This is a genomic window from Micromonospora sp. DT4, assembly GCF_049841675.1.
Taxonomy (GTDB): domain Bacteria; phylum Actinomycetota; class Actinomycetes; order Mycobacteriales; family Micromonosporaceae; genus Micromonospora.
Genome location: NZ_JBNCKT010000072.1, coordinates 23,116 through 29,426 on the forward strand (window position 1 = coordinate 23,116; position 6,311 = coordinate 29,426).

Genomic DNA, 6,311 nt, shown 5'->3' on the forward strand with positions numbered 1-6,311 from the left:
GCCCGTCGCCTCGGCGTGTCAGGGCGATAACCTCATGATCGACGGGGCGAGAGGGTGGGTCACGCCTCCAGGACGGCGCGGCCCAGGGGCGTCAGCGTGTGCAGCACGGTGTTGCGGTCGCGGTGGCTGACGAGCAGGCCGGCGTTGCGGAGCACCGTGGCATGCTGGCTCGCCGCCGCCGGGGAGATGTCGAGCCGGCGGGCCATCTCGCCCGTCGTACAGCCGTCGTCGCTGGCCTGCAACACGGCGGCCCTGGTCCGGCCCAGCAGCGCGGCGAGCGAGTCGCGGCCGGCACCGGACGCGGCCGGTGAGTCGCCGTCGGTCGCGGCGAGGCCGCCCAGCCGGTCCACCGGATACACCAGGACCGGCGGCAGCGCCGGGTCGAGCAGGGCGACCGGGGTGGCGACGCAGAAGAACGACGGCACCAGCAGCAGCCCGCGTCCGTCGAGGTGCAGCTCGCGGCTGTGCGGATAGTCGCGCACCTCGAGCACCCCGCTCTCCCAGCGCATGCTCGGGCGCAGGCTGCTCAGGAGGCCCTCGACGCCGCCGTCGAGCAGGGCGCGCGCACGACGGGTGCGGTCCGCCGCCACGGCGGCCTGGATGCGGCTCCAGTACGGGCTGATCGCCAGAGTCCGGTACTGCTTCATCGAATCAGCGAGGTGGCGCAGCGTCGCCACGTCGCCACGGGCCAGCGCGGCGGCCGAGGTGGGCAGTTGGTTCCCGGCGGCCACCAGGGTCAGGTCCCGCTGGAGCAGCTCGATCGGCGTGCTGCGGACCGCCTCCAGCCCCGCCTCGAAACCCTCCAGGCTGGCGTACGGGGTGAGGAAGTCGGGAAAGTAGCCGCGCGGCGGGTTCAGCGCGAAGAGCAGTCGAAGCTGGCCGGAGGCGATGTCCTGGCGTAGCTCGCGGGTCACGGTGTGCCGCCAGGCCGACGTCAGCGGATCGCGGTTGCGGCCCTGCAACACGTGCAGGCTGAGGACCAGCTCCCAAACCGGGTCGGCCGCCGGCGCCACCCGGGTCCGGAGGATGTCCTCGCCGGAAAAGTGGATCTTCAGCATAGAGCGCTCCCGTGCCGCCGGCAGAGGGATGCCGGACGACCGTTTCGACTCTACCCGGACGGCAGTTATCTCCATCTTTAAGCCTGGACTGAAAAACCTCGACGCCTCCGGGGACGGTTGGGCATGCTTCCAGTGCCCGCGCACGGCACCGACGCGTCCTGGACGCGCACGACGCCGGGGCACCGGGAACTGGGGAGGGACCGGTGATCGGGCGGCACCACGAGGGTCTGCGGTCCTTGCTCGGCTCCGCAGAGGTGTCGTCCGGTCACCCCACCGCCGCGGTGCGCCTGCCCCGCTCAGCCGGCCCAGAGCGCGACCCGGTGGTCCTCGTCCGTGACGTAGAACGGCCGCCCGTCCAACTCGGCCAGGCCCTCGACGTGGTGGAACGGCGTCAGGTCGGCCACCTCCTCCCCGACGAGCCGGCACGCGTCGCCCGTCGGACCCGCCGGCAACCGGAACCGCACGTGCCGGGAGGTGACCGCACCACCGCCCGGATGCTCGTCGAGCAGCACCGAACCCTTACCCAGCGCGTCGATCGAGCCGATCACCGCCGCGTACGCGCCGTCCGGCGTCGGCGCGATCGCCCGGAAGCCGGTCAACTCGCCCGGCGGGGTCACCCCGGTCACCGCGTACGCCCCGAGCGCCCGGGGCCACACCGGGTCCGCGGCGAACATGCCCGGCACGCCGGACACCTCCACCAGGGTCGGCTCGCCGGCCTCGGTCACCGGGAAACGCAGTCCGAGCAGGACCGTGCCGCCCGGGGTGAAGGCCGCCGCCTCCACGTTCAGGGGCAGGTCGTCCGGGGCCAGGCGACTCACCCAACTCTTCGCCCGACTGGTCCCCCGGGCCAGGGTCTCCACGATGAACCGGTCCCGCACCCGCTCACCCGGAGGCAGCAGGGTCAGCGGTGACGCGGCCAGGGCGTCGTTCACCGTCCGGTGCAGCCGGAACCGGTTGCGCACCACGTGCACCGGCAGCGGACCGGCCGCCACGTCGTCCTCGCGGAACCGGGCCACGAACGCCCGTCGGGGACGCAGCGGGCCGGCCTTCGAGCCGAAGTGGGAGCCGAAGACGTACACCCAGCCGTCGTGGTGGGCGAGCGCCTCACCGTCCTCGGTCCGGTCGTTCTCGACCCCGGCATCCGCCGTGACGTGCCGGGCCGTCCACTCACCGTCGTCCAGCTCCAACAGCAGGGCCAGGCAGCGCTCCACCGGACCCTCGTCCAGCACGGTCCAGAAACCCCGCCGAGCACCGTACGACCGCAGCAGCGCCGGCGATCGCACCGGAAGCAGATCGCTGGCCTCGTTGCCGGCCACCACGAATTCGAGGAGTCGCAGGGTCACCGCGCCAGCGTACGGAGCCCACGCTCGTACAGTGTCGGGGTGCCTGACACCGCGATCACCGGACCCGCCGTCGATCCCACCGAACCCGCCGCGTACGCGACGCTGCACGCCGAGGCCGTCGCTCTCCTTGAGGGCTGGCAGCCGACCAGCCCGGCGGCGGCCGACGCGCGGGAGCGGACCCTCGCGCTGCTCGCCGCCGGGCCGGTCGCGATGAGCCGGCAACACCGCCCCGGCCATGTCACCGCGAGCGCGCTGGTGCTGGATCCGACCGGCGCACGGGTGCTGCTCTGCCTGCATGCCAAGTTCGGCCGGTGGGTGCAGCTCGGCGGGCACTGCGAGCCGGTGGACCGGACGCTGGCCGAGGCGGCGCTGCGCGAGGCCGCCGAGGAGTCCGGCATCGACGGCCTGCGCATCGACCCGGTACCGATCGACGTCGACGTACACGAGGTGCTCTGCCAGGGCGGCTCGCGCCACTACGACGTCCGGTTCGCCGTGGTCGCCCCGCCCGGCGCCGTCGAGCAGGTCAGCGACGAGGCCGAGGAGCTGGGGTGGTTCCCGCCCGATCGGCTGCCCGAGCCGCTGGCCGGCGGGACCGTACAACTCATCGAGCCGGCCCTGGCGGCCCTACGCCGGTTCTGACAGCGGGTCTGCGCTGGCGACGGCCTGCCGCCGCCAGCGTTACGACACCGGACGTCAGACGTAGCCCTCTTCGCCGCGCTCCTTGAGCTCGTCGACCAGGAGCTTGACGTCCTGGGCACGCTCACGCGGACAGACCAGCACCGCGTCGGGAGTGTCCACCACGATCAGGTCGCGCACACCGAGGACCGCCACCAGCCGACCCGACTGCGGCACCACGACCAGGTTGGCGGTGTCCCGCAGGAGCACGCCCGGCTTGGCGTCGGTGCCGAGCACCACGTTGCCCGCTTCGTCGGCGGGTAGCACGTCACCGAGGGTGTGGAAGTCGCCGACGTCGTTCCAGCCGAAGTCGCCCGGCACCGTGGCGACCCGACCCGCGGTCGCCGCGCCCTCCATCACCGCGTAGTCGACGGAGATCTTCGGCAACGTCGGCCAGACGGCGCCGAGGACGTCGTCCTGCTCCGGGGTGCCCCAGGCGGCGGCGATGGCCATGACGCCCGCGTGCAGGGCCGGCTGCTGGCGGGCCAGCTCGGCGAGGAACACGTCCACCCGCCAGACGAACATGCTGGCGTTCCAGAGGTGCCGACCCGAGCGGACGTACGCCTCGGCGACCTCGGCGGCCGGCTTCTCCTTGAACTCGGCCACCTGACGCCACGGGGTGCCGTCGGTCTCGTCGCCGGTCTCCAGGTAGCCGTATCCGGTCTCGGGGCGGGTCGGGGTGATCCCCACCGTCATCAGCATGCCCTGCTCGGCCCCCCGGACCGCCTCCTGGACCGTGCGCACCCAGTTGTCCGGGTCGCTGATCAGGTGGTCGGCAGCGAAGCTGCCCATGACCGCCTCCGGGTCACGAACCGCGATCACCGCCGCGGCCAGCGCGATCGCCGCGCAGGAATCCCGGGGTGACGGCTCGACCAGGATGTTCTCCTCCGGCAGCCCGGTCAGCTGCCGGGCGACCGCCGCGACGTGCGCGGCACCGGTGACCACAAGGGTGCGATCCGGTGTGGTCAGCGGCGCGAGCCGCTCCACGGTCGCCTGCAACAGCGAGGAGCTGGTGCCGGTCAGCGGATGGAGGAACTTGGGGTGGCCGGCGCGGGACAACGGCCACAACCTTGTGCCGCTGCCACCTGCCGGGATGACCGCATAAAGCATCCGCACATCATGCCCGACGCATCCCCCCGCAGTGGCACGGGTCACCACGAGGGGGCCCGAACGGTCACGATCGGGCGCGACTCCACGCGGCGATGTGCACCTCGGCGCTGGACTCCCAGGTGAACTCCTTGGCCCGGTCGAAGCCGGCCTTCGCCAGCGACAACCGGCGCTGCTCGTCATCGAGCAGGGCGGCCAGGTCGGTGGCGATCTGGTCCGGGGCCTCGGAGGTGTACGCGACGGCGTCGCCACCCACCTCGGGCAGCGACAGGCGGGGCGTGGTCAGCACCGGGGCGGCGCACGCCATCGCCTCCAGGATCGGCAGGCCGAACCCCTCGCCGTACGACGGGTAGGCGGCGACCAGCGCGCCGCCGAGGAAGCCGGGCAGATCGGCGTACCGCAGGTAACCGGGACGCAGCAGGCGCAGGTGCGACGGGACCTCGGCCACCGCGCGGTCGATGTCGTCGTCGTGCCCCTGCCCGCCGGCGATCACCAGCGCCGGCGGGTCGATCCGGTCGGCCACCGCACGAGCCCAACCCCGGATCAGATTGGGTACGTTCTTGCGCGGCTCCTTGGCGCCGAGGAAGGCGACATAGCTGCTGTTGCCCAGCCCGAGCCGGGCGCGTACGCGAGCCTTCTCCTCCTCGCTCGGCGCGTGGAAGGCGGCGTGGTCGACCCCGTGGTAGGCCACGTCGATGCGGGTCGGGTCGGCATCGAGCAGGCGGATCAGCTCGTCGCGGGTGGCCTTGCTGGGCACGATCACCCGGTTGGCGCGGCGCATCGAGGTCTTGATGGCGCTGCGGAAGAACGTCCGGCGCGACTTGTCGTAGTGCTCCGGCTCGGTGAAGAACGTCGCGTCGTGCACGGTGACCGTCACCGGGCACCCGGCCCGCAGCGGGCAGGTGTAGAAGGGCGAGTGCAGCACGTGCGCGCCGACCTGCTGGGCGAGCAGCGGCAGGCCGGTCTGCTCCCAGGCGAGACGGGCCGGGCGGTGCGCCACGGCGGCCGGAGCGGGGATGATCTCCGCGCCGGGCAGCATCCGGGTGTAACGCTCCAGGTCGGTGCGGAGGCTCACCACGGCCAACTCCACCCCCGAACCGCACACCTTGCCGAGGGCACCGAGCAGACCGTCGACGTATCGACCGACACCACCACGGTCGGCGGGGACACTCGTGGCGTCGATGAGCACGCGGGGCGGGCGACCGGCGGTCACGGGGCGACTCCTTGCGGGTGGGTCTGTGGGGAACAACACTCCGGGGGTAAAGCCTACGCCGGAGTACGGGACCGACGCTGACTGCGACCCGACCGTACGCCGACTTGTCATCGTCATCGAGTACGGGTCGCGGAGGCGTATCGTTCGCGCCGATGGCCGACAACATTGCCCGGGTCTTCGCCGACGCGATCGCGACCGACCCGACCCGACCGCTGCTGACCTGGTACGACGACTCCACCGGAGACCGCACCGAACTTTCCGGCGCCACCGTGGCGAACTGGGTGTCGAAGACCGCCAATCTCCTCGTCGACGAGGTCGGCCTCGCGCCGGGCACACCGGCCGGCGTACTGCTCCCTCCGCACTGGCAGACCGCCGCGGTGCTGCTGGGCTGCTGGTCAGCCAAGCTGAGTGTGCTCGACACGCCGGGGGACGTGGACGTCCTCTTCGCCACTGCGGACCGGTTCGACGAGGCGCAGTCCTGGCCCGCCGACGAGCGGTACGCCCTGGGCCTCGCGCCGCTCGCCGCCCCACTGCGGCAGGTGCCGCCGGGCTTCGCCGACTACGTGGTCGAGGTACGCGGGCACGGGGACCACTTCACCCCGCAGCCCGGCCCCGGCCCCGCCGACACGCACCTGCTCGCCCGCGCCGAGGCACGGGCGGTGGAGTTGGGCATCGAGCCGGGCGCGCGGGTCCTGGTCGATGCCTCGCGCTATCCCGACCCGGTCGACTGGCTCCTCGCACCGCTCACCCGGGCTGCCACGGTGGTCCTCTGCGCCAACCCGGACCCGGCCCGTCTGGCCACCCGGCTGTCCAGCGAGAAGGTCACCCACTCCCTCCCCTAGACGATCTATTCCAAGGGGGTCAGTGGTCGTATGCGGTCAGGGACCGTAGGACTGGCTGGTTGGTGTGCCAGTT

The 6,311-nt window shown here is 72.5% G+C and carries 6 protein-coding genes; 2 read left to right on the plus strand and 4 right to left on the minus strand.

What is annotated here, in order from left to right:
* Positions 1 to 59: 59 nt before the first annotated feature.
* Positions 60 to 1,058 (minus strand): ArsR/SmtB family transcription factor, encoded by a 999-nt coding sequence (locus ACLQ24_RS19785; RefSeq protein ID WP_425893196.1) that lies wholly within the window; start codon positions 1,056 to 1,058, stop codon positions 60 to 62.
* Between the two features lie 296 nt (positions 1,059 to 1,354).
* Positions 1,355 to 2,401 (minus strand): hypothetical protein, encoded by a 1,047-nt coding sequence (locus ACLQ24_RS19790; RefSeq protein WP_425893197.1) that lies wholly within the window; start codon positions 2,399 to 2,401, stop codon positions 1,355 to 1,357.
* 54 nt (positions 2,402 to 2,455) lie between these two features.
* Here ACLQ24_RS19790 and ACLQ24_RS19795 point away from each other — a divergent pair, with 54 nt between their 5' ends.
* Entirely contained in the window at positions 2,456 to 3,040 is a 585-nt protein-coding gene (locus tag ACLQ24_RS19795; protein ID WP_425893201.1) for an NUDIX hydrolase, read from the plus strand.
* A gap of 54 nt (positions 3,041 to 3,094) precedes the next feature.
* Here the strand turns inward: ACLQ24_RS19795 and ACLQ24_RS19800 are convergent, their stop codons facing one another.
* Together ACLQ24_RS19800 and ACLQ24_RS19805 are read right to left on the minus strand one after the other, a co-directional pair.
* Positions 3,095 to 4,186 (minus strand): mannose-1-phosphate guanylyltransferase, encoded by a 1,092-nt coding sequence (locus ACLQ24_RS19800; protein WP_425893198.1) that lies wholly within the window; start codon positions 4,184 to 4,186, stop codon positions 3,095 to 3,097.
* 64 nt (positions 4,187 to 4,250) lie between these two features.
* Positions 4,251 to 5,396, minus strand: coding sequence for a glycosyltransferase family 4 protein (locus tag ACLQ24_RS19805; RefSeq protein WP_425893199.1), 1,146 nt, complete (start codon positions 5,394 to 5,396; stop codon positions 4,251 to 4,253).
* Positions 5,397 to 5,548: 152 nt separating this feature from the next.
* Between ACLQ24_RS19805 and ACLQ24_RS19810 the strand changes: the two genes are divergently transcribed.
* Positions 5,549 to 6,238, plus strand: a complete 690-nt coding sequence (locus ACLQ24_RS19810; protein WP_425893200.1) for a TIGR03089 family protein — start codon at positions 5,549 to 5,551, stop codon at positions 6,236 to 6,238.
* The last annotated feature ends 73 nt before the right edge of the window (positions 6,239 to 6,311 follow it).

Coding starts and splice junctions, on each gene's coding strand:
- ACLQ24_RS19800 (WP_425893198.1), bottom strand. CDS start 4,186: ATGCTTTATGCGGTCATCCCGGCAGGTGGCAGCGGCACAAGGTTGTGG.
- ACLQ24_RS19810 (WP_425893200.1), top strand. CDS start 5,549: ATGGCCGACAACATTGCCCGGGTCTTCGCCGACGCGATCGCGACCGAC.
- ACLQ24_RS19785 (WP_425893196.1), bottom strand. CDS start 1,058: ATGCTGAAGATCCACTTTTCCGGCGAGGACATCCTCCGGACCCGGGTG.